Origin of the sequence: uncultured Azonexus sp. (assembly GCF_937982035.1) — a bacterium.
GTDB lineage: Bacteria > Pseudomonadota > Gammaproteobacteria > Burkholderiales > Rhodocyclaceae > Azonexus.
Window position 1 is genome coordinate 57783 of record NZ_CALJNI010000011.1, and the last position, 22396, is coordinate 80178.

General features: G+C 64.4%; 23 protein-coding genes. 6 read left to right on the top strand and 17 right to left on the bottom strand.

Features of this window, described 5'->3' with window-relative positions; translation table 11 throughout:
- The first annotated feature begins 84 nt into the window (after positions 1-84).
- From Q0799_RS08755 to serB, 4 genes are all read left to right on the top strand, one after another.
- Positions 85-852: a hypothetical protein gene (locus tag Q0799_RS08755; protein ID WP_298397212.1), complete on the top strand. Its 768-nt coding sequence runs from the start codon at positions 85-87 to the stop codon at positions 850-852.
- Between the two features lie 71 nt (positions 853-923).
- Positions 924-4361, top strand: coding sequence for a transcription-repair coupling factor (mfd, locus tag Q0799_RS08760; protein WP_298397215.1), 3438 nt, complete (start codon positions 924-926; stop codon positions 4359-4361).
- Entirely contained in the window at positions 4358-5428 is a 1071-nt protein-coding gene (locus tag Q0799_RS08765) for a 3-deoxy-7-phosphoheptulonate synthase (RefSeq protein ID WP_298397218.1), read from the top strand. Before mfd ends, Q0799_RS08765 begins: the two co-directional genes overlap by 4 nt.
- Positions 5428-6270: a phosphoserine phosphatase SerB gene (serB, locus tag Q0799_RS08770; protein WP_298397221.1), complete on the top strand. Its 843-nt coding sequence runs from the start codon at positions 5428-5430 to the stop codon at positions 6268-6270. The genes Q0799_RS08765 and serB overlap by 1 nt, the downstream gene beginning before the upstream one ends.
- Here the strand turns inward: serB and Q0799_RS08775 are convergent.
- The 4 genes from Q0799_RS08775 to Q0799_RS08790 are packed head-to-tail and all read right to left on the bottom strand — an operon-like array spanning position 6267 to position 8284.
- Positions 6267-7511 (bottom strand): threonine/serine exporter family protein, encoded by a 1245-nt coding sequence (locus Q0799_RS08775; RefSeq protein WP_298397224.1) that lies wholly within the window; start codon positions 7509-7511, stop codon positions 6267-6269. The two genes, serB and Q0799_RS08775, sit on opposite strands and share 4 nt — an antisense overlap.
- Positions 7504-7776 carry a hypothetical protein gene (locus tag Q0799_RS08780; RefSeq protein ID WP_298397227.1) on the bottom strand — a complete coding sequence of 91 codons (273 nt, stop codon included), beginning with the start codon at positions 7774-7776 and terminating at the stop codon, positions 7504-7506. The genes Q0799_RS08775 and Q0799_RS08780 overlap by 8 nt, the downstream gene beginning before the upstream one ends.
- 2 nt (positions 7777-7778) lie before the next feature.
- Positions 7779-7976 carry a hypothetical protein gene (locus Q0799_RS08785; protein ID WP_028995549.1) on the bottom strand — a complete coding sequence of 66 codons (198 nt, stop codon included), beginning with the start codon at positions 7974-7976 and terminating at the stop codon, positions 7779-7781.
- Positions 7973-8284, bottom strand: coding sequence for a YkgJ family cysteine cluster protein (locus Q0799_RS08790; RefSeq protein ID WP_298397233.1), 312 nt, complete (start codon positions 8282-8284; stop codon positions 7973-7975). Before Q0799_RS08790 ends, Q0799_RS08785 begins: the two co-directional genes overlap by 4 nt.
- Positions 8285-8476: 192 nt before the next feature.
- On the opposite strand from Q0799_RS08790, the gene Q0799_RS08795 reads away from it, so the two are divergent.
- Positions 8477-11038: a chemotaxis protein CheW gene (locus tag Q0799_RS08795; RefSeq protein ID WP_298397236.1), complete on the top strand. Its 2562-nt coding sequence runs from the start codon at positions 8477-8479 to the stop codon at positions 11036-11038.
- Here the strand turns inward: Q0799_RS08795 and iscX are convergent, their stop codons facing one another.
- The 13 genes from iscX to Q0799_RS08860 form a co-directional block, all read right to left on the bottom strand.
- The gene (iscX, locus tag Q0799_RS08800) at positions 11039-11233 is read right to left on the bottom strand and encodes a Fe-S cluster assembly protein IscX (protein ID WP_028995546.1); all 195 of its coding nucleotides are present in this window, start codon (positions 11231-11233) and stop codon (positions 11039-11041) included.
- Complete coding sequence (gene fdx / locus Q0799_RS08805) at positions 11230-11574, bottom strand: ISC system 2Fe-2S type ferredoxin (protein WP_298397241.1); 345 nt, start codon at positions 11572-11574, stop codon at positions 11230-11232. The genes iscX and fdx overlap by 4 nt, the downstream gene beginning before the upstream one ends.
- A complete protein-coding gene (hscA, locus tag Q0799_RS08810; protein ID WP_298397244.1) occupies positions 11571-13451 on the bottom strand; it encodes a Fe-S protein assembly chaperone HscA in 1881 nt (626 codons plus the stop codon). The genes fdx and hscA overlap by 4 nt, the downstream gene beginning before the upstream one ends.
- A 12-nt stretch (positions 13452-13463) precedes the next feature.
- Positions 13464-13991: a Fe-S protein assembly co-chaperone HscB gene (hscB, locus tag Q0799_RS08815; protein WP_281984856.1), complete on the bottom strand. Its 528-nt coding sequence runs from the start codon at positions 13989-13991 to the stop codon at positions 13464-13466.
- Positions 13991-14314, bottom strand: a complete 324-nt coding sequence (gene iscA / locus Q0799_RS08820) for an iron-sulfur cluster assembly protein IscA (RefSeq protein WP_028995542.1) — start codon at positions 14312-14314, stop codon at positions 13991-13993. The genes hscB and iscA overlap by 1 nt, the downstream gene beginning before the upstream one ends.
- Positions 14315-14316: 2 nt before the next feature.
- Positions 14317-14700 carry a Fe-S cluster assembly scaffold IscU gene (iscU, locus tag Q0799_RS08825; RefSeq protein ID WP_028995541.1) on the bottom strand — a complete coding sequence of 128 codons (384 nt, stop codon included), beginning with the start codon at positions 14698-14700 and terminating at the stop codon, positions 14317-14319.
- 21 nt (positions 14701-14721) lie between these two features.
- Positions 14722-15933 (bottom strand): IscS subfamily cysteine desulfurase, encoded by a 1212-nt coding sequence (locus Q0799_RS08830; RefSeq protein WP_281984853.1) that lies wholly within the window; start codon positions 15931-15933, stop codon positions 14722-14724.
- 29 nt (positions 15934-15962) lie between these two features.
- A complete protein-coding gene (locus Q0799_RS08835; RefSeq protein WP_298397257.1) occupies positions 15963-17120 on the bottom strand; it encodes a cysteine desulfurase family protein in 1158 nt (385 codons plus the stop codon).
- Between the two features lie 8 nt (positions 17121-17128).
- The gene (locus Q0799_RS08840; protein WP_298397260.1) at positions 17129-17626 is read right to left on the bottom strand and encodes a Fe-S cluster assembly transcription factor; all 498 of its coding nucleotides are present in this window, start codon (positions 17624-17626) and stop codon (positions 17129-17131) included.
- 58 nt (positions 17627-17684) lie between these two features.
- Positions 17685-18434, bottom strand: coding sequence for a serine O-acetyltransferase (gene cysE / locus Q0799_RS08845; protein ID WP_298397263.1), 750 nt, complete (start codon positions 18432-18434; stop codon positions 17685-17687).
- Positions 18435-18490: 56 nt separating this feature from the next.
- A complete protein-coding gene (gene bla, locus Q0799_RS08850; protein ID WP_298397266.1) occupies positions 18491-19294 on the bottom strand; it encodes a class A beta-lactamase in 804 nt (267 codons plus the stop codon).
- A gap of 96 nt (positions 19295-19390) precedes the next feature.
- Entirely contained in the window at positions 19391-20122 is a 732-nt protein-coding gene (locus Q0799_RS08855; protein WP_298397269.1) for a hypothetical protein, read from the bottom strand.
- Between the two features lie 45 nt (positions 20123-20167).
- Positions 20168-21616 carry a PLP-dependent aminotransferase family protein gene (locus Q0799_RS08860; protein ID WP_298397272.1) on the bottom strand — a complete coding sequence of 483 codons (1449 nt, stop codon included), beginning with the start codon at positions 21614-21616 and terminating at the stop codon, positions 20168-20170.
- Positions 21617-21699: 83 nt separating this feature from the next.
- Here Q0799_RS08860 and Q0799_RS08865 point away from each other — a divergent pair, with 83 nt between their 5' ends.
- Positions 21700-22344, top strand: coding sequence for a pyridoxamine 5'-phosphate oxidase family protein (locus Q0799_RS08865; RefSeq protein ID WP_298397274.1), 645 nt, complete (start codon positions 21700-21702; stop codon positions 22342-22344).
- Positions 22345-22396 lie beyond the last annotated feature (52 nt).

Below are 22396 nucleotides of genomic sequence, written 5' to 3' on the forward strand. Positions count from 1 at the left end.
ATTGAGCGCTTTCAAGATATGAGGTCGCAATAATATAATGACATCGCCAATTTGCGTACCCTCCCTTGCTTCCTGGACACGACATTGTTCCGAAAACTCCGCATCCTGATTCTCCTGCTCGCGCTCGCCACCGTCGGCCTTGCCGCCTGGCGCGCCACAACCCGTCTCAGCGCCTGGGAACACACCGTCCATGTCGCGCTCTACCCGATCGCCGCCGACAACTCTGCGGCAACCAGTGCCTATCTGAACACGCTGGAGAACGAAAGTTTCGAGGATATCGGCCAGTGGATCGCCCAGGAGAGCCGGCGCTATGGAAAAACCGTGCTGCAACCGGTGGTGGTCCGGGTCGCGCCGCCGCTGCGCGAACAGCCGCCGCTGCCGGTCGAGCACGGCAGTGCACTCGACAACATGCTGTGGAGTCTGAAGCTGCGCTGGTGGGCCATGAACAACGACAGCATTGCCGGCCCGCAACCGCAGGTCCGCCTGTTCGTGCTCTACCACGACCCCGAGCGCAATGCGGAACTGCCGCATTCCACCGGCCTGAGCAAAGGCCAGCTTGGCTTGATCCACGCCTTTGCCAGCCGGCGTCAGCACCGCCAGAACAATGTCGTGATCGCCCACGAATTGCTCCATACCTTTGGTGCCACCGACAAGTACGATCTGGCGAGTCTGCAGCCCATCCATCCGCACGGTTATGCCGAGCCGGATAAAACACCGCTGTTGCCGCAGCGCAGCGCCGAGATCATGGGCGGGCGGATTCCGCTGACCGCCGAGCGCGCCGAAATCCCGGCCAGCCTGCTGCATACCCTGATCGGCGAACAGACGGCACGCGAGATCGGGCTGCTCAAATAGCCATTGCCGGCAAGGCGGTCAACGGCTAACGGCTATAATCGCAACCCCTGTCGTTGCCCTGTAGTCACGCCGTGTCCGTCACCCCGCTCCTGTTGTCCCTCCCCGCCCTGCCCAAGGCCGGCCAGCGCATCGACCTGCCGGCCCATGCCGGTTCCGCCGATGCCCTGACACTGGCCGAACTGGCGGCCAGCAACCCGCAACGGACCTTCGCCGTGGTCACCGCCAGCGCTGCCGACGCGCAGCGACTGCTCGAGGAAATCCCGTGGTTCGCGCCGCAGCTCAAGGTGCGCCTGCTTCCGGACTGGGAAACCCTGCCCTACGACCATTTTTCGCCGCACCAGGACCTCGTTTCCGAACGCCTGGCAACGCTGTGGGCGGCGCTGCAGGGCGAGGTGCAGATCCTGCTGGTGCCGGCGGCGACCGCGGTCAACCGGCTGGCGCCGCCGGAGTTCATGGCCGCCTACACGTTTGCATTCAAGAAGGGCCAGACGCTCGACGCCGAGAAGTTCCGCGCCCAGGTCACGCTGGCCGGCTACGCCAACGTCACCCAGGTGGTGTCGCCCGGCGAATACTCGATCCGCGGCGGCCTGATCGACCTCTTCCCGATGGGCTCGCAACTGCCCTACCGGCTCGACCTGTTCGACGACGAGGTCGAGAGCATCAAGACCTTCGACGTCGACACCCAGCGCACCGTCTACCCGGTGCCGGAAGTGCGCCTGCTGCCGGCACGCGAGTTCCCGTTGGACGACAAGGGCCGCACGCATTTCCGCCAGGCCTTCCGCGAGCGTTTCGAGGGCGACCCGGCGAAGTCGGGCATCTACAAGGACATCTCGACCGGCATCGCCAGCGCCGGCATCGAGTACTACCTGCCGTTGTTCTTCGACGAGACGGCGACGCTGTTCGATTATCTGCCCAAGGATGCGGTCTTCGTCACCCACGGCGACGCGCCAGCCGCCATCGCCGCCTTCTGGAACGACACCCGCTCGCGCTACAACCTGCTGCAAGGCGACAAGGCGCGGCCACTGCTGGCGCCGGAGGAACTGTTCCTGACCGACGAAGCCTTCTTCGTCGCGGCAAAATCCTACGGTCGACTGGCGCTGGACGCGAAAAATGCCACCGCCGGCAAGCTGCCCAACGTCGCCGTCGACCGGCGCAGCGACGACCCACTCGGCGCCTTGAAGAACCATCTCGTCAGCTATCCCGGGCGCGTGCTGCTGCTCGCCGAGACCGCCGGCCGCCGTGAGACGCTGGCCGCGACGTTCGCCGAACACGGTCTCAGGCCCGCTGCCTGCGCCGACTTTGCCGCCTTCGCCAGCGGCAAGGAAACGCTGGCGCTGGCCGTCGGCCCCTTGCAGCAAGGCTTTGCGCTCGACCGCGTCGCCTTCGTCAGCGAAACCGAGCTGTTCGCCGGCAGCCCGCGCCGCACCCGGCGCGAAGCGGCGCGCAAGGCGAGCTTCGACAACTGGCTGAAGGACCTCACCGAACTCAAGGTCGGCGACCCGGTGGTGCATGAAAGCCACGGCATCGGCCGCTATCGCGGCCTGGTGCGCATGGATCTCGGCCTCGGCGAGCAGGAATTCCTCGAACTGCACTACGCCAACGATGCCAAGCTCTTCGTGCCGGTGGCGCAACTGCACGTGATCTCCCGTTATTCCGGCGCCGAGCCGGACGCCGCACCGCTGCACACGCTCGGTTCAGGGCAGTGGGAAAAAGCCAAACGCAAGGCCGCCGAGCAGGCACGCGACACCGCCGCCGAACTGCTCGCGCTGTACGCCGCGCGCGCCGCCCGTCAGGGCCACGCCTTCGACTTCTCGGAAAACGACTACGAGGCTTTCGCCGACGGCTTCGGTTTCGAGGAAACCGCCGACCAGGCTCAGGCCATCGCCGCCGTCATCGCCGACATGAAGTCGGGCAAGCCGATGGACCGGCTGGTCTGCGGCGACGTCGGCTTCGGCAAGACCGAAGTCGCGCTGCGCGCCGCCTTCTGCGCGGTGGCCGGCGGCAAGCAGGTGGCCGTGCTCTGCCCGACCACGCTGCTTTGCGAACAGCATTACCAGACCTTCGTCGACCGTTTCGCCGACTGGCCGGTGAAAGTCGCTGAAATCTCCCGCTTCAAGACCGCCAAGGAAACCGCGCAGGCGCTGCAGGACCTGGCCGAGGGCAAGATCGACATCATCATCGGCACGCACAAGCTGATCGGCAAGGACGTGAAATTCAATCGCCTGGGCCTGGTCATCATCGACGAGGAACACCGCTTCGGCGTGCGCCAGAAGGAAACGCTGAAGGCGATGCGCGCCGAGGTCGATGTGCTGACGCTGACCGCGACGCCGATTCCACGCACGCTGGCGCTGTCGATGGAAGGCCTGCGCGACTTCTCGGTGATCGCCACGGCGCCGCAAAAGCGCCTGGCGATCAAGACCTTCGTCAGCAAGTTCTCCGACGGCATCATCCGCGAAGCGGTGCTGCGCGAATTGAAGCGCGGCGGCCAGGTGTATTTCCTGCACAACGAGGTCGACACCATCGAGAACATGCGCGAGAAGCTGGAAAAGCTGGTGCCCGAAGCGCGCATCGTCATCGGCCACGGCCAGATGAACGAGCGCGAGCTGGAAAAGGTGATGCGCGACTTCACCGGCCAGCGCGCCAACCTGCTGCTGTGCACGACGATCATCGAAACCGGCATCGACAACCCGCACGCCAATACCATCCTGATCAACCGTTCCGAGAAATTCGGCCTCGCCCAGCTCCACCAGCTGCGCGGCCGGGTCGGCCGTTCGCACCACCAGGCCTACGCCTACCTGCTCGTCCAGGACGAGAAGGCGATGACCAAGCAGGCCAAGATGCGCCTGGAGGCCATCCAGGCCATGGAAGAACTCGGTTCCGGCTTCTTCCTGGCCATGCACGACCTGGAAATCCGCGGCGCCGGCGAGGTGCTCGGCGACAACCAGTCGGGCGAGATGCAGGAAGTCGGCTTCACGATGTTCAGCGAGATGCTCAACCGCGCCGTCGCCCACCTGAAACAAGGCAAGGTGCTGGAAACCGCCGATCTGACGCAGCCGATCGGCGTCAGCGGCGAAATCAACCTGCGCACCCCGGCGCTGCTGCCCGACGCCTATTGCCCCGACGTGCACGAGCGGCTGACGCTGTACAAGCGCCTGGCCAACTGCGAGGCCGACGACGAGATCGATACGCTGCAGGAAGAACTGGTCGACCGTTTCGGCGAATTGCCGCTACAGGCGCAGGCATTGGTCGCCACGCACCGGCTGCGTCTGCTGGTCAAGCCACTGCTGGTGCAGAAGCTCGACGCCGGCAACGACCAGGTGACGATCCAGTTCGCGCCGGAATTCTCGAAGAATCCGCCTATCGAACCGATCAAGATCATCAATTTGATCCAGAAGAACCGCAGCTATAAGCTGGCGGGACAGGATAAAATCTCCCTTTTGCGCCACTGCCCGGCCTTGCAGGACAAGGTTGCGGCGGTGAAAGACATGATACGCGAGCTGACCAAATGACCCAGATTCTCGAAAACATCAACGTTTCCGCCTTCGATGCGATGCCGACGCCGGCGGAAATCCACCAGAAACTGCCGCTGACCGCCAAGGCCGAAGCCACCGTCAGCGAAGGTCGCGAGTTGCTGCGCAACATCCTCGACCGCAAGGACCACCGCCTGTTCGTCGTCGTCGGCCCGTGCTCGATCCACGACCCGGTCGCCGGCATGGACTACGCCCGCCGCCTGAAGGCGCTGGCCGAGGAACTCGGCGACACGCTGCAGATCATCATGCGCGTCTATTTCGAAAAGCCGCGCACCACTGTCGGCTGGAAGGGCTACATCAACGACCCGTTCATGGACGACTCTTTCCAGGTCAACGTCGGCATGGAAAAGGCCCGCGACTTCCTGCGCCAGGTCAACGAACTCGGCCTGCCCGCCGGCACCGAGGCGCTCGATCCCTACGGCCCGCAGTACTACGGTGACCTGATCACCTGGACCGCCATCGGCGCCCGCACCACCGAATCGCAGACGCACCGCGAAATGTCGTCCGGGCTGTCCACGCCGGTCGGCTTCAAGAACGCGACCAGCGGCGACCTGACCGTGGCCACCAACGCCATCCTCTCGGCCTCGCGCCCGCACTCCTTCCTCGGCCTGAACAACGAAGGCCGCGTCGCCATCGTCCGCACCACCGGCAACCCGCACGGGCACGTCGTCCTGCGCGGCGGCGACAGCGGCCCGAACTACGACACCGTCTCGGTCGCCGTCGCCGAAGCGGCAATGGTCAAGGCCAAGCTGCCGACCAACATCGTCGTCGACTGCTCGCACGCCAACAGCTCGAAGAAGCCCGAGCTGCAACCGCTGGTCATGGCCGACGTGGTCAACCAGATTCGTGCCGGCAACAAGTCGATTCTCGGCGTGATGATCGAATCGAACATCGAGCCCGGCAACCAGCCCATCCCCGCCGACCTCTCGCAACTCAAGTACGGCTGCTCGGTCACCGACGGCTGCGTCGGCTGGGACACGACCGAGAAGATGCTGCGCGATGCGGCCGTGATGCTGCGCGATGTGCTGCCGGAACGCCTGAACTGATGAATCTCATCATCCAGGGCGGTGCCCTGCCGACTTTCCTGCTGGACCGCATTCTGGCCGCCACCGGCGCGTCGGCCGCAGAACCCTTGCCGCCGCAGGTGGTTCGTCTGCGCGATGCCCAACGTACGCCGGAATTCGACGCACTGATTCCGCTGATCGAAGCGGAAAAACTGGACTGGGCGTTCATCGAGGCGGGACGCAAGCTGTCCGATTTCGGGCTGATCTGCTTCGACATGGATTCGACGCTGATCACCATCGAGTGCATCGACGAACTGGCCGATTTCGCCGGCAAGAAGGCTGAAGTTTCGGAGGTCACCGAAGCCGCGATGCGCGGCGAGATCGATTACCGCGAGAGCCTGCGCCGCCGCCTGGCGCTGATGGCCGGGCTGGATGCCCGCGTGCTGGCGCGGGTGTTCGGCGAGCGCCTGCTGCTCTCCGACGGCGCCCGCGAACTGCTGGAAGCCGTGCAGAACGCCGGCCTGCGCACGGCCATCCTGTCCGGCGGCTTCACCTATTTCACCGAGCGCCTGCGCATCGAGCTGGGTTTCGATTTCGCCACCTCGAACGAACTCGAAATTTCCGGCGGCAAGCTGACCGGCCGGGTCGTCGGCGACATCGTCGATGCCGCCGCCAAGGCGCACCACCTGGGCCGTCTGCGCGACGAACTGGGGCTGCGCAAGGATCAGGTGATCGCCGTCGGTGATGGCGCCAACGACCTGATGATGATGGCCGAAGCCGGCCTGTCGGTGGCCTTCCACGCCAAGCCGGCGACGCGCGCCAAGGCTGACGTGGCGATCAATTTCGGCGGTCTGGACGCCCTCCTCAACCTGTTCGAGGATTAAGCGCCGGCTGTTTCCGGTGCGACCGACTTGCGCCGGAAAATCAGCGGCATCAGATTGTCGGCGAGTAGCAGGCCGACGGCCAGGACGGCGCCGGTGAGCAGCATTTCGGTGATCAAGGCGATGCCGGCGGCGCTGTCCTGCGCCATCAGCGCATGCAGGCCGCGGAAGCCCATGCTGCCGGGGACCAGCGTGATCAGGCCGGGAATCTGCACCAGCACCGAGGGCCGGTTGCTGACGAACTGGTAGAGATGCCCGGCCGCGGCCACGGCAAAAGCGGCACAGAAAGCACCAACGACATTGCCCATGCCGGTGCCAACCACGGAATACACGGCCCAGGCCAGCAGGCAGCCGCCGGCCGAGACCAGCACCGCCGACCACGGCGCCTGCAGCACCGCCAGCAAGGACACGCCGAGCACCGCCACCGCCGGCCAGATCACCCAGGCCGGCAGGCTGGTGACGACGCCCAGGGTTTCGACCGGATAGAGCGTCTGGCCGATCTTGGTGCCGATGGCCAGCCCCGCGCCCATCAGGAAAAGTTGCAGGAAGGCGCCGATCAGCCGGCCGCTGCCGGCGAGGTAGTTCTGGGTCGCCAGTTCGGACATGGCCACGGTGAGCATGAAGCCAGGCAGCAGGAAGACGACGCCGGCCACCGCCGAGACGAAGGGACTCTGCTGTGGGAAGAACCAGGCCAGCGCCTGCGCCATCAGCGCCGCCAGCGTGCACAGGATGACCGGTACCGCCGGGCCGAGCCGTGGAAAACGGGCGCAGCCGAGAACGCCGGCGACAAAAGCGGCCCCGACCGCACCGCCACAGAGCATTTCCATCCAGCCACCGCGCAGCAGCAGGGCCACCGACGCCGACAGCAGGAAACCCATGGCGACGAAAGCCAGGCCGGACCAGGGTGCCGGCGTGGCCATCGCGGCGGCCAGGCGCTGTTCGTAGGCGTCGAGTCGTTCGCTGCCGTCGATCTCGCGGCACAGCGCTTCGAGTTCGATCAAGCGGGCCATGTTGTAGTCGTAGGGCGGCAGACGCAGCATTTCCACCCGCCGCTTGCCGTCGGCGTCGACCAGCGTCAGCGCCAGGAAGGTGAGCACGGCAAAACCTTCGACGCGTACCCCGAGCTGCCGGCCGGTTTCGTTCAGGCGACGCTCCAGTTCGTGCGCCGGCGCCCCGCTGAGATGCAGGGCCCGGCCGAGATCGCGCAGGAAGCGGCCGAGTCGGTAGAGGCGGTCGTCAGTCATCGTTATCCGGATTTTTCCGGCGCGCCAGTTGCCGCGCAAAGGCCTCGTCGCTCTTGGTCATGCGGCGCACCGGCTGCGGGCCGGTGGCATCGACCAGGCGGACGAAATCGTCGAGCGGGAGCGCATCCGAAACATCTCTGTCGTTGCCGTCGATGCGCTCGCGCAACTGGAACAGCCCGGCGCCGGTCATCACCATCAGGTAGTGCCGGCCTGCGCTGCGCTGGTTGAGCCGGGCAACGGCGGCAGTGGCACGGGTCGAGCGCATGTTTACTTGTACTTCTTGTAGACGGCTTTGGCGTCGAGGTGCGCGCGGTCCAGCGTACAGATCGCCGGATTGTCGTCGTGGCCACTGAAGAAATCGTCGGCCTGGGCGCGCATCACCATCTTGATTGCTGCCTGGTCGGCAACATCGTACTTTTCGGTGATCAGCGTGGTCACCTCGTCGAGGTGTTCTTCGTAAGTCATGGCTGCTCCTGTCGTGCAGGCGGGGTGTAATACAGGGTGCGCACGGCGACGCAGTCGCTGTCGCCCATGGCAAAATCGCGGCAGATGTCCGGCCGGCGCTCGTAGATGGTGCAGCGCATGCTGCCACGGTCGAGCGCCGCGCACCAGCCGTCGTCCAGTCGGCGCATCACCTGCCCGCCCCAGCGGTCGTCGGCAACGAAGCGGGCCGGCACGTCCCGGTCGCAGATCAGCATGACCTCAAGCTGGCAGCAACAGGCTGCGCAGCGCTCGCAGGTAACGGCCGGGGTTGCAGAAGATGGGGAGTTCATCGCTGGCATTTTCCCACGACTGGGCATCGGCGTCCGCAGGATTGCACCAGCACGGTGCCCAAGCACCGAAACGAGACCTGCGCTTGTCACATTTTCCAGACAATATCCGGCAAACACGCCCGTTGGCGACTAGTGGAAATGGGCATGTGACTTGCTTCGTATCGCCCATCAGGCAGCAAGCAGGAGTCAGGCGTGGCGAAATACAAGGGAATCGAAGTCAAGGACAGCGTGCGTCAGTTGTTGCCGCACATGCCGCTGATCGAGGAATACCGGGAAATGCTGCAGTCGTTGCAGGCCGTCTGGGACAACCTCAACCTGCTCGGCCAGTTGTCCGGCACCACCGCCGAGATCGGCCAGACCCGCGAGGCTTTCGCCAGCCTGACCGGCGACCTGCTCAACAACCTTGCCGAACAGACGCTGGCCAAGCGCGAACAGGAAATGAAGGCGCGTTCTCAGGTGGTCATCGACATCCTCGTCCGCAATCTGTTCGAACGGACCGCCGACATCGGTTTTCTCAGCACCGACGACGCCATCCGGCAGTTTGCCGCCGAACCGGGCGACCTGTGGACGCTGCAGCAGCGCTTCCAGGAATACGTGCGCAAATACTCGGTTTACGAGGATCTGGTGCTGACCGACCGCAACGGCCGCATCCTCGCCCGGCTGCAGCCCGATGACCGCGTCACCGCCATCCGCGACAATTGGGTCCGCGACGCAGTCAACACCACGGACGCGTATGTCGAATCCTATGCCCATTCCGAACTTTTCCCCGAGCAGGGGCGCTCGCTGATCTACGCCTACCGGATCAAGTCCGAACGCGGCGAAACCCTCGGCGTGCTGGCGCTCTGCTTCCGCTTTGCCGATGAAATGCAACGCATCTTTCACGGCCTGGCGCTGCCCGACGATCCCGGCGTGATGGTCCTGCTGGATGGCGCCAGCCAGGTGATTTCCAGCAGCGACCCCTGGCAGATCCCGATCGGCGCGGAATTGCAGCTCGCCTCCGGCAGCCTGCAGCGCCTGCGCTTTGCCGGGCGCAGTTACCTCGCCTTCGCCAGCGACACCAAGGGCTACCAGGGTTACCAGGGGCCGGGCTGGCGCGGCCTGGTGATGATGCCGGTGGCTCAGGCTTTCGACCTGCACGACGACGATACGCTCGACATCTCCGAACCGGCGCTGCTGGCCTCGGTGATGGCCGGCGGCCGGGCGTTTTCCGAGGAATTGCGGGCGATTCCGCTGAAGGCCGAAGCGATCCAGCGCGATCTCAGCCGCGCCGTCTGGAACGGCACGGTACGCCAGGGCACGGTATCGGCGGCGGTCAACAGCGCGTTCTCGAAAATCCTGCTGCGTGAGATCAGCCGCGTCGGCATGAGCATGCGCGAAGTCTTCTCGCGCTCGATCGGCAACCTGCAGTCGACGGTGCTTTCCTCGCAGCTTGCCGACAGCCAGTTCTTCGCCGCACTGGCCATCGACATCATGGACCGCAATCTCTACGAGCGGGCCAACGACTGCCGCTGGTGGGCGCTCGACTCGACCATCCGCGCCCTGCTCGCCGACACCACGGCCAAGGGCCGACGTGAAGGCCTGGAGCGGGTCATCGGCTACATCAACAGCCTGTACACGGTGTACGACAACATCCTGCTGTTCGATACCGAGGGCCGGGTGCAGGCCGTTTCCAACCCGGACCATGGCGAACTGGTCGGGCAGATGCTCGATGCGCCCTGGGTCGAGGAATGCCTCGGTCTGCGCGACAGCCAGGCCTATGCGGTCTCACGCTTCGACAACAGCCCGCTCTATGGCAACCGGCCGACCTATGTTTACCTGTCGGCGGTGCGTGCGCCAGGCAATCAGCCGGTTGTCGGCGGCATCGCCATCGTCTTCGACAGCGCACCGCAGTTTTCCGCCATGCTCAATGACGCCTTGCCGCGCGAGGCCAACGGCGAACCCGTAGCCGGCAGCTTCGCATTGTTCATCGACGACCAGGCCCGGGTCATCGCCGCCAGCGACACCTGCTACCGTCCCGGCCAACAACTGGCGCTGTTGCCGGAACTGCTCAGGCCCGACACCAACGGCTGTGCGCGCCTGATCGCGCTCGACGGCCAGGTGATGGCCGTCGGTGCCGCGCCGTCCGGCGGTTATCGCGAATTCAAGGGCAAGGACGACGCCTATCGGAACGAGGTCACGGCGCTGGTCTTCATCCCGCTGGGCACCTATGACGCCAATGCCCGCCTGAACACCTCGGCCGGTGAAGTTGCCATGCGCCACACGGCCTTTGCCGCCGATGTGGCGGTACGCGAAATCGCCACCTTCCACCTCGGCGCGCACTGGCTGGGCCTGCCGGTTTCATCGGTGATCGAGGCGGTCGAACTGAACGGTGCGACCACCCTGGCCAACGCACCGAAACAGGTCTATGGCGCGATGATCCACCGTGACGAAACGCTACCGATCTACAACCTGCACGCGGCCCTGGGGCTGCCCGAGCCGGCGGAAAACACCGGCATCCGGCAGCAGGTCGTGGTGGTGCGCGGCGATGACGGCAAGGCCTTCGGCATCCTGGTCGACCGACTGGGCGAGATCATGGAAGTGCCGGAAAGCGACATCGACGATCTCTCGAACATCTATGTCGGCATCGCCTCTGTGCTGGCCTCGGTGGTCAAGACACAACCGGGCAGCGGCCAGCCGATGCTGGTGCTGCTGTCGGTGGCCAGCATGAGCGAGCAGTTGCGCGGCAGCGGCATTGCCGCGGCGGTCGACGCCTGATCAGGCGACTTCGTCGATCCAGGCCTGCTGGATGGCTTCGAGGATTTTCTCGCCGCAGTGCTTGGGATCGTCGTCGAAGCCGGGCAGCGCCATCACCCAGTCGCGCAGGTCGACGAAATTGACCTTCAGCGGATCGGTGTCTGGCTGGCTGTCGGCGAGTTCGATGGCGATGTCGTTGATGTCGGTCCACTTCATTTGCGATGTCCCTCCTTCGCCATGTTGATGCTGTACTTCGGAATCTCGACCACCAGCGGCGTGTCGCTGACGATCGCCTGACAGCCCAGGCGCGAATTCGGCTCCAGGCCCCAGGCCTTGTCGAGCAGGTCTTCCTCGATTTCGCTTGCTTCTTCCAGCGAAGCAAAACCTTCGCGCACGATGACGTGACAGGTCGTGCAGGCGCAGGACATTTCGCAGGCGTGATCGAGTTCGATCTCGTTGGCGAGCAGGTTCTCGCAGATCGACTTGCCGGCTTCGGCCTCGATCACGGCACCGTCCGGGCACAACTCAAGATGCGGCAATACGATGATCTGGGTCATTCTTCGTCTCCCGTGCCGATTTCCTCGACCTTGCGGCCGGACAGCACTTTCTTGATGCTTTGATCCATGCGACGGTGGGCAAATTCCTGGGTTTCGAAGCCGAGGTCGTCCATCGCAATGTTGATGATGCGGCGGTTGTCGCCGGCCGCCGCTTCCTGCAGCTTGGCGATCGCGCTGCGGATCCTGGCGGTTTCCGCTTCGTTGAGCAGATGCGGGTCTTCGGCAAGTGCCGCTTCGGTCGCCTCGATCATGCGTTCGGCCTCGACCTGCGCTTCGCGCAGTGCACGCGCCATCGCGTCGTCCTTGGCGTGGGCCAGCGAATCCTGGAGCATGCCGGCGATCTCGTCGTCGGACAGGCCGTAGGACGGCTTGACGGTGATGCTCGATTCGACGCCGGTGGTCTGTTCGCGCGCGGTGACCGACAACAGGCCGTCGGCGTCCACCTGGAAGGTGACGCGGATGCGCGCCGCACCGGCCACCATCGGCGGAATGCCGCGCAGTTCGAAGCGCGCCAGCGAGCGGCAATCGGCGATCATCTCGCGCTCGCCCTGAACGACGTGGATGGCCATCGCCGTCTGCCCGTCCTTGAAGGTGGTGAATTCCTGGGCGCGCGCGGTCGGGATCGTCGAATTGCGCGGGATCACCTTCTCGGTCAGCCCACCCATGGTTTCCAGGCCGAGTGACAGCGGAATCACGTCGAGCAGCAGCCAGTCGTCCTTGCCGGTCTTGTTGCCGGCCAGCAGATTGGCCTGCGTCGCCGCGCCGAGCGCGACAACCTTGTCCGGGTCGAGATTGGTCAGCGGTTCCTGGCCGAAGAAGTCGCCGACCGCCTTCTGGATCTGCGGCATCCGCGTCGCGCCGCCGACCATGACCACGCCCTTGACGTCATCGGCGCGCAGGCCGGCATCGCGCAGCGCTTTCTTGACCGGCTGCAGCGTCTTCGAGACCAGCGTCCGGGTGATTTCGGCAAAGGTCGCGACATCGAGCTTGAGATCGACCATCTCGCCCGTGGACAGGCGCGCGGTGATCGGCGCCTCCGGGTTCTTGGTCAGGAATTCCTTAGCCTCCCGGCAGCGCATCATCAGCAACCGGCCGTCGGCCGCCGACAGCGGCTGCAGCTTGCCCTGCTCGATCACCCAGCAGAAGATGCGGTGGTCGAAATCATCGCCACCGAGGGCCGAATCGCCGCCGGTGGCCATGACTTCGAAAACGCCCTTGGTCAGCTTGAGGATGGAGATGTCGAAGGTGCCGCCGCCGAGGTCATAGACTGCATAGACCCCCTCGGCGCCGTTGTCGAGCCCATAGGCAATGGCTGCCGCAGTCGGTTCGTTCAACAGGCGCAGAACGTTGAGGCCGGCCAGTTTGGCGGCGTCCTTGGTGGCCTGGCGCTGGGCGTCGTCGAAATAGGCCGGCACGGTAATCACGGCGCCGACCAGTTCGCCGCCGAGACCGGCTTCCGCCCTCGCCTTCAGCGTCTTCAGGATTTCCGCCGAAACCTCGACCGGGCTCTTGATGCCGGCCTGGGTCTTCAGCTTGACCATGCCCGGCGCATCGACGAAGTCGTAGGCCATGCTCTCGATGTGGGCGATGTCGTGCTTGCCCCGGCCCATGAAGCGTTTGACCGAGACGATGGTGTTCTTCGGATCGACCGCCTGGTCCTTGCGCGCGTCGTAGCCGACGACCGTGCTGCCGTCGGCGTTGTAATGGACGACCGAAGGCAGCAGCGGCCGCCCCTGTTCGTCGTTCAGGCAGACGGCAATGCCGGAACGCACCGTGGCGACCAGCGAATTGGTGGTGCCGAGGTCGATGCCGACCGCCAGTTTATGCTCGTGCGGGGCTGCGGATTCGCCGGGTTCGGCGATCTGGAACAAGGCCATTGTTATATTCTTTCAGTCGTCCAGCGACGCCAGTGCGTCGTCGATTTCGTAAAGCAGTTTTTCCAGGAACATCAGCCGGCGCACACGGTCGGTGGCCAGCGCGTAATCCCTAGCGTCGTCGAGCAAGGCGGCAACCTCGGCGTAACGACCGTCGATGTCGCCGCGCAGGCGCTGGTAGAGATGTTCGAGTTCGTGATGATCGCCGCCGGTGCGCGCTTCCATCACCGCCTCGCGCCATTCCATCTGCTCCATCAGGAAATCGGCCGGCATCGCGGTATTGCTCTCGGCCTGCAGGTCGTGCCCGGCCAGCTCAAGCAGGTACTTGGCCCGCTCCAGCGGCTTCTTCAGCGTCAGGTAAGCCTCGTTGGCCCGCGTCGCCCACTGCATCGACAACCGCCGCTCGCCCTCCGGTGCATTGGCGAAACGATCCGGATGCACCTGCGCCTGCACGTCGCGGTAACGCGAATCGAGCTCGGACAGGCTGAGCCGGAACGTTTTCGGCAAGCCGAACAAAGCGAAAAAGTCAGCGGTTAAATCCATCAAACGTTGAAGGACTCACCGCAGCCGCACTGGTCCTTGACGTTGGGGTTATTGAACTTGAACCCTTCGTTCAGGCCTTCGCGGGCGAAGTCGAGCTCCATGCCTTCAAGATACGGCAGGCTCTTGGCATCGACCACGACCTTGACGCCCGAGGTTTCGAAAATCAGGTCGTCTTCATTCACCTCGTCGACGAATTCCAGCTTGTAGGCCATGCCGGAACAGCCGGAAGTCCGTACGCCAAGGCGCAGGCCGATGCCTTTGCCGCGCTTCTGCAGGAAATTGGCAACATGCTTCGCCGCCGAGTCGGTCAAGGTAACGCCCATGCTTATTCTCCGTGCTTTTTCTTGTAATCCGCCACGGCCGCCTTGATGGCGTCCTCGGCCAGGATCGAGCAGTGGATTTTAACCGGCGGCAGCGCCAGTTCTTCGGCAATCTCGGTATTTTTGATGGACAGCGCCTGATCGACTGTCTTGCCCTTGACCCACTCGGTGACCAGCGACGACGACGCGATAGCCGAGCCGCAACCGTAGGTCTTGAACTTGGCGTCTTCGATCACGCCGGACTTGTTGACCTTGATCTGCAGCTTCATCACATCGCCGCAGGCCGGCGCGCCGACCATGCCGGTGCCGACGCTGGAATCGTCCTTGTCGAGCGAACCGACGTTGCGAGGATTCTCATAGTGATCAATGACTTTTACGCTATAGCTCATGTTATTTCTCCGTTGTTTCGTTCAGTGGGCAGCCCATTGAACCGTGTTCAGATCGATGCCTTCCTTGTACATATCCCAGAGCGGGGAAAGGTCGCGCAGTTTCTGGATCTTGGTGTGCAGCAGCTTGACCGCGTAGTCGATTTCTTCCTCGGTGGTGAAGCGGCCGATGGAGAAGCGGATCGAGCTGTGTGCCAGTTCGTCGTCACGCCCGAGTGCGCGGAGCACGTAGGACGGCTCCAGGCTGGCCGAGGTACAGGCCGAGCCGGACGACACGGCAAGATCCTTGATCGCCATGATCATCGACTCGCCTTCGACGTAGGCGAAGCTGATGTTGAGGTTGTGGGCGACGCGATGCTCGAGGTCGCCATTGACGAAAGTCGCTTCAATATCTTGAAGTCCTTTCAGAAGTTTATCGCGTAAGGCTTTGACCCTATTGTTTTCTTCGACCATTTCCTCGCGTGCAATGCGGAAGGCTTCACCCATACCGACGATCTGGTGCGTAGCCAGCGTGCCGGAGCGGAAACCGCGCTCGTGGCCGCCGCCGTGCATCTGCGCTTCCAGGCGGATACGCGGTTTACGACGCACGTAGAGGGCGCCGATGCCCTTCGGGCCGTAGGTCTTGTGGGCCGAGAAGCTCATCAGGTCGACCTTGAGCTTGCTCAGGTCGATATCGACCTTGCCAGTCGCCTGCGCCGCATCGACGTGGAAGATGATGCCCTTCTCGCGGCAGATTTCGCCGAGTTCGGCGATCGGCTGAATGACGCCGACTTCGTTATTGACGAACATCACCGAGGCGAGCACGGTATCCGGGCGAATCGCCGCCTTGAACACTTCCAGATCGAGCAGGCCGTTTTCCTGGACGTCGAGGTAGGTCGCCTCGAAACCCTGGCGCTCCATCTCGCGCACCGTGTCGAGGACCGCCTTGTGCTCGGTCTTGACGGTGATGATGTGCTTGCCCTTGGTGCCAGCGTAGAAATTGGCCGCACCCTTGATCGCCAGGTTGTTCGACTCGGTGGCACCGGAGGTCCAGACGATTTCCTTGGGATCGGCGCCGACCAGCGCGGCAACCTGCTCGCGCGCTTCCTCGACACCGGCTTCGGCAACCCAGCCGAAACTGTGCGAACGCGAGGCCGGATTCCCGAAGTTCTCGTAGAGATAGGGAATCATTTTTTCCGCAACGCGCGGGTCGACCGGCGTCGTCGCCGAGTAATCCAGGTAGATGGGCAGTTTCATCGTCATTCTCGCTAGGTCGTCGGGTGGTTTCAGACGGTCATCGCCGTCAGTCCCTGCAGGCGTCCGACCGTAGCCCGCAAGGCATTGATGAATTGTTCAACGTCGTTTTCGTCGTTGCCGGCGCCGAGGCTGACCCGGACCGCGCCGCGCGCGATCTCCGGGGCCACGCCCATTGCCCGCAACACATGCGACGGCTCCGGATTGGCGCTCGAACAGGCAGCGCCGCTGGCGACCGCAAAACCTTCGCGATCCAGTTTGCCGACCAGGGTTTCGCCGTCGATATCGGCAAAGGCGAAATAACTGGTATTGGGCAGGCGCGACGCGTCGACCGCAAAAATTCTTGCGCCGAGTGCGGTCAGGCCGCGCTCCAGCGTATTTCTCAACTGCGCCAGACGTGCGGGCAATTCGGCAACGCGCTGCGCCGCAAGTTCCGCCGCCACGCCAAAACCGACGATGGCCGGCACGTTTTCCGTACCCGAACGCAAACCGCGCTCGTGGCCACCACCGGCAATCAGCGGCTGCAGTTCGACACGCTTGTCGAGCACCAGCGCCGCCGCGCCCTTGGGGCCGTTGATCTTGTGCGCCGACACCGTCAGGGCATGGACGCCGGCTGCATTAAGCAGACGGAAATCGACCGGTAGTTTGCCCAGGGCCTGCACCGTATCGCTGTGGAACCAGGCACCGCTCGACCGCGCCGCCGCAGCCAGTGCGGCGACATCCTGGATCACGCCGGTCTCGTTGTTGGCCAGCATCACCGAAACCAGCGCCGGGCGCTGCTGCAACAGTTCGGCGTAGTCTTGCGCCTCAACCCGGCCAGCCGCATCGACCGCGATTTCCCGCAGCGTCCAGCCCTGGCGCAGCAGTTGCGCCGCCGGCTTGAGCACGCAGGGGTGCTCGACCGCGCTGACGGCAAGCAGCCCCGGCTTCATGCCGGCTGCCGCGCCCTTGATGAACAGGTTGTTGGCTTCGCTGCCGCCGCTGGTGAACACCACCTCGGTCGGATGCGCGCCGAGCGCCGCCGCCACTTTCTGGCGTGCCTCGTCGATCGCCTGCCGTGCCCGCCGCCCGTATTCGTGCCGGCTCGACGCATTGCCGCACAGGCCGTCAAGCCAGGGCAGCATCGCCGCCTTCACCGCAGGATCGAGCGGTGTCGTGGCATTATGGTCGAGATAGACAGGCTGGAACATGATAGCTCTCAGGCGAGCGCCACAGCCTTTTCACGCACGACGCGACGCGGGTGCGGGCCCAGCGGGCCGCTGATCACCGCTTCACCGCGTGCGGCAGCCTTGACTTTCTCGCGATCGACGAGATCGGCCAGAGTAACCGAGGCCAGGTATTCGAACATTTTCGCGTTCAGCGTGGACCACAGGTCGTGCGTCATGCAGCGATGCTCGTCTTGGCAGTTCTCCTGGCCGCCACACTGGGTGGCGTCGAGATGCTCGTCGACAGCACGGATGATGTCGGCAACGGTGACCCGCTCCAGCGGCCGGGCAATCCGGTAACCGCCGCCGGGACCGCGCACGGAATCGACCAGCTTGTAACGGCGCAGCTTGCCGAACAACTGCTCCAGATAAGACAGCGAGATGCTCTGCCGCTCGGCAACGCCGGCCAGCGCAACCGGCCCTTCCTCGCCGCGCAGGGCAAGATCCATCATCGCCGTTACGGCAAAACGTCCTTTGGTGGTCAAACGCATTTCGGTCTCCCGATCAATAACCTAGTGTTGCGGTCAACTATATACAATCCAGACAAAATCAGTCAACTATTTTGCTCAGGTATTTCGGATCGAAATCGTCGGCCGCCTGGACTTCCTGATCGCACTTCACGCCCTGCGCCTCCAGCTCCTTCAGCAGCGAGGCCAGGCGGCGGTCGGTTTCGGCGGCGTGATCGAGCAGACCGTGGATGGCCTTGGCCAGCGGATCGTCCTGATCGCGGCCGACGGCATAGGCGGAAAAGCCCAGCTTCTCGGCCTGCTGTTCACGTTCGCGGGTCTGCGGATCGAGAACGCGCGCCGGATTGCCGACCGCGGTTGCGCCGGCCGGAACCGGCTTGGTGACGACGGCGTTGGAACCGATCTTGGCGCCGGCGGCAATGACGATGGGGCCGAGCACCTTGGCCCCGGCTCCGACCACCACCCCGTTCTCCAGCGTCGGATGGCGCTTGCCCTTGTTCCAGGAGGTCCCGCCCAGCGTGACCCCGTGATAGAGCGTGACATCGTCCTTGATATCGGCCGTCTCGCCGATCACCACACCCATGCCATGGTCGATGAAGAACCGACGGCCGATGGTCGCCCCGGGATGAATCTCGATCCCGGTCAGGAAACGCGACAGATGCGCGGTAAACCGCGCCAGCCAGCGCAGCCGATGCCCCCACAGCCAGTGGGCCACCCGATGCAGGATCAGCGCATGAATGCCGGGATAACAGGTCAGCACCTCCCAGAACGAGCGAGCCGCCGGGTCGCGGTCGAAGACCGCGCGGATATCCTCACGCAAGTGCCGGAACATGGGGTGCTATCTCCCTATTGAAAGGGGGTGAATTCTAGAATACTCGACTGAATTTGTCAGCTATTTCCTGCAATGTCGACCAGCAGTCGCCCGACACCGGCCAGACAGGCCTCGCGTACAGCAGGCGCGGCCACACTGTCGGCAAGATAGGCGGCAACCAGCCAGGGGTTGCCGCCCGGCGGCCAGACGACACCGATATCGTTGCTATCGCTGCGATTGGTACCGGTCTTGTCGCCAATCAGCCAGCCAGATGGCAAGCCAGCCTTCAGGCGTAGCCCGCCAGTGGTATTGGCCAGCAACCAGCCTTGCAGGACTGCCCGCGACGCCGGCGAGAGCACGTTGCCCAGCAGGAGTTTCTGCATGGTAAGAACCATCGCCCGGGGCGATGTCGTATCCAGTTCGCCTTCGGGATGTTTCGCATTGATCTCAGGCTCATTGCGATCAATGCGCGTCACCTTGTCATTCAGTTGGCGCAACCAGGCGGTCAGCGCCAGCGGTCCGCCGTAGCTTGCCAGGATCAGGTTTGCCGCTGCATTGTCGCTGGTCGTGATGGTCGCTTCGCACAGTGCCGCCAGCGTCATCCCTTGCCCGTCGGCATGGCGCTCGGTCACCGGTGACCAGGGCAACAGCACCGAGCGGTCGAAGACAATGCGCCGATCCAGCATTTCCAGCCCACTATCCACACGCTGCAGAACGAGCGCGCAAGCCAGCAGTTTGAAGGAACTGAGCAGCATGAAGCGCTCGTCCTGGCGATAGCCGTACGCCGCGCCTGTTGCGCTATCCAATACATGTACTCCGAGGCGCCCTCCTGCCTGCTGTTCCAGCTCGCGCAGGCGGGAAAGAACCTGTGCATCGGTCATCCGGCCAGCTGCACGGGCAGCCCCGACGACAGAAAATGTAGCCAGGGAAAAAACGAAACGTCTTCTATTCATCACCTCGATATTCTGCCATCACCCTCAGCCAGCCGCCCAGGAAATCGGCTCGCCGTCGGCGCTCACGCTCAGGCGACCGTCAGCGGAGAAATTCAGGGTGATACTGGCCGACGGGCGACTATCGGCGAACAACCAGGCATATTTGGCGACCACCTTGGCGGCGTCGGCAGCAGAATTGGCCGCGCTGTATTCCTCATGGAACGGGAGGCTTTTCTGCATTTCGACATGAACTGATGAGAGCGCAGCAGCCGTCTGCATGCTTCTGGCCATGACTGGATCGCCGACCAGCGCCGCCTTGAATTCCTTGGCGTAGGGATAATCGGCCGGCAACTGGAGCGCACCGTTGCGGTCGTAGCTGACGCTGGCGGGCGCCTCGGGAATGCCATGGCTGGCCAGGAAACCCGGCATGCGTGCGGATACATGATCGGTCAGGGCCTTGATGTTGTTCGCCGACGGCATCATCAACGGCGGCAATTCGGCGAAACCACCGGGTGGCGGCTGAAAATAGGCATCGATATCGAGCGTCATCGCTCCCTGGTTGGTATCGAAAACCGCCGTCGATGCCGCCGGGTTGCCAGCAGCCTTGGTTTCGGCAGCCAGCAAATCCCGGGCAGCCTGGGAAATGTTCGTCCGGTCGGCAAGATTTTCCGACGCTGCAACATTTGCCGCAGCAAGACCCTCGGGATGATCGAGCCGGACTCGGGAAGAAATGGCCGAAACGGCGGCAGACCAGGTACTGGCAGGCTGAATGAACACGGCGACTCCTGTTTTTCGATGCTTTGAGCGCCACCTCCGCAAGGCTCATGCCATGGCAGCCTGCTCCCTCGCCAAACCCAGCCGCCGGACCAGTTCCGGAATCATCGCCGCGTCGGCCATGCCGTAACCGAGGACCAGGCCGTTGGCGGCACCGGCCCCGGCGAAGTAACGACTGAGCGCCCGGGCGCTGACACCCTGGCCGGCTGCGGCGGCGGCGATTGCGGTATCCGGCGGCGCCGCCGGCAGGTGCAGCGTCAGGTGCAGGCCGGCGTTGCCGCCGGCGATGCGTGCCTCCGGAAAATGTCGGGCCAGCGCCGTGCGCAGCACCTGCTGGCGTTCGCGGTAGATCGGCGCCATCGCACGCAGATGGCGGGTCAGCCTGCCGCTGTCGAGAAAACGGGCCAGCGCACGCTGTTCGACCGCCTGCCCGCCCCGGTAAAGATCGGACAAGGCCTGACCGAAGCTGTCGACCGCCCAGCGCGGGACCACCAGGTAGGCGATGCGCAGCCCCGGATAGAGCAGCTTGCTGAAGGTACCGAGATAGACCACCGGCGCATCCGGGCGCAGCCCCTGGATTGCCGGCAACGGTCGCGCACCGGGACGGGCGTGATTGAATTCGCTGTCGTAATCGTCTTCGATCAGCCAGTTGCTGCCCGCCTCGAGGCGGTTGAGCAAGGCCAGCCGCCGCTCCAGGCTGAGCACGCTGCCGCCCGGATATTGGTGGGACGGCGTCAGGAAGATCAGGCGAGGCGGCTGCGTCCGCCACAAGGTCTCGTCCGCGGCCATGCCGTCGTCGTCAACGGCAACCGGCACGGTACGCAAGCCGGCGGCCAGCATGGCATTTCGTGCCACCTGGTAAGCCGGATCTTCAAGCCAGGCAATGTCCCCGGGGTCGGCCAGCAGACGGGCGCAGGCGTCGAGCGCGACATTGCCGCCCGGGACGATGAACACCTGCTCCGGCGCACAGGCCACGCCGCGCCGGGCCGCCAGGAAATCGGCGACCGCCCGGCGCAGCGCCGGCTCACCGCCGGCGGCGGCATACGCCAGATGGCGCGCCCCGACCTCGCGCCAGGCCGTCTGCAGCAGACGCGCCCAGACCGGCCACGGAAAGGCGTTGAGATCGGGCACGCCCGGCGCGAAGGGCAAGGTGGCCTCACCCGCCTGCATGGCGATCAGGCTGCCGGCGCGCCGCGACAGGACACCGGCCCGCGCCACGCTGGCTGTCACCGTCTTGCGCTGCGGCAAGGCGGCGACCCGGGTACCGCCACGATCGGCTTCGAGAAACCCCTCGGCGACCAGTTGCTGATAGGCGTACAGCACGCCGTTGCGGGACATGCCGCAATCGAGCGCCAGTTGGCGGCTGGCCGGCAAGCGCAGGCCGGCGTGCAGGCGCGCGTCGAGAATCGCCTGCTTGAGCACGCGATAGAGACGTTGCTGACGCGCTTCGCCCGCAAGCGGCAAACGAAGTTCGGCAAGGACAAGTTCGAGGGCCATCTGGCTCCATGAAATCAGACGATCGTGGTTCCATGAATGGTGCCACATGGCGCGCATACTGGCCGAACTTTCCAGGAGACCTCATGCAACATCCAGCCCCCAGCCTGCGCACCCGGGTTCGCCGCAAGCCGCAACGCGGTCATTACGATCCGGCCACCATCGCCGCCATCGTCGATACCGCCCTGATCTGCCAGATTGCCTTCAATCAGGGCGATAGCGTCCATTGCCTGCCGACGGCCTGCTGGCGGGTCGGCGACGCGCTGTACATCCACGGCGCCAACAACTCGCGCCTGACGCAAACCCTGCTCGACAGCGACTGCTCAGTCTGCATCGCCCACGTCGATGGATTGGTCATGGCGCGCTCGGCCTTCCACCACTCGATGAATTTCCGCTCGGTGGTGATTTACGGGCGATTTGTCGCAGTCGACGCGCCGGACGAGAAGAAGGCTGCCCTCACCGCCTTTGTCGAACACGTCAGCCCGGGGCGTGCGGCGCTGGTGCGGCCGCCGAGCGATGCGGAACTGGCGGGTACGGCCGTCCTGCGCCTGGCGCTGGACGAAGCTGCGGCCAAGATCCGCAACTGGGGTGTAGAGGACGACGCTGCCGACCTCGACATCGCCGTCTGGGCAGGCGTTGTACCGCTGCGCCAAGTTGCCGGCCAGCCCGAAAGTGATGCCGGTGCGGCAGAATTCACACCAGCCGCCCTGCCCGAATGGCTGATTTCCTGAGCACCAAAGCAATTCGCCGGCACGAGGCCGGCGAATCGTGTTTCAGGCAGTG